The 727-nt window shown below is 75.4% G+C and carries 1 protein-coding gene; it reads right to left on the bottom strand.

Annotated features, from left to right (window positions below; all coding sequences use genetic code 11):
• A partial coding sequence (locus AC1DW3_RS30365; protein ID WP_477937952.1) for a hypothetical protein occupies positions 1 to 727 on the bottom strand: 727 nt, incomplete at both ends.

Genomic DNA, 727 nt, shown 5'->3' with positions numbered 1-727 from the left:
GGCCACGGCTGCCGGCGCGGGCGCGCCGGGCAGCGGCGTGGCCACCCAGGGCGTGCCGCGCTCGCGGGCCAGGGCCTGGGCGTTGTTCATGGCCAGCTCCTGGGCGCTGCCCTTGCAGAGCCTGGCCGTGTCGCGCCACAGCGTCTCGCCGATCTGGCTCTGCAGCTGGCGTTCTGCCAGCGGCAGGGCGGCGCCGCTGTTGCGCAGCTTGCCGGAGAACTCGCGGGCGCGCTCGAAGGGCGGGGCGCAGAACTCGGCGTTGTGGCCGTCGATCTCGCTCTGCTCGCGGCGGCGCTGGGCGGTCTGCTGCTGGCTGCCGTTGCACTGCTCGGCGGCCAGTTCCCACATGCCCTCGGCCTTGCGGTAGAGGCTGGCGGCATCGGCAAAGCGGCGCTCGCCGAAGGCCGCGCGGGCCAGGTCCTGCAGCGAGCCGGCGTCGCGGTGGGCGCTTTCGCACTGGCTGCCGGACTGCAGCTTCTCGGCCAGGGCGTCGCGGGTCTTCTGGCTGTCGGCCAGGTTGCGTTGGGCGCGCTCACGGGCACGGCCGTCGCAGGTGGCGATGGCCGCGCCCCATTCGGCGACGGCCTCGTCGTAGAGCTTGACCAGGGCCTGCAGCGGCTGGTTCTGCGACTGCGCCGTGGCGGCGCGCAGGTCCGACGACAGCGCGCGGCTGGTCAGTTGGGCGCAGCTGGGCGGCGGCGGGGGCGGCTCCGGCGCGGGCTCGGAG

The sequence above is a fragment of the Roseateles sp. P2_H4 genome (assembly GCF_056403315.1).
This window is presented reverse-complemented; position numbering and strand designations above follow the sequence as displayed.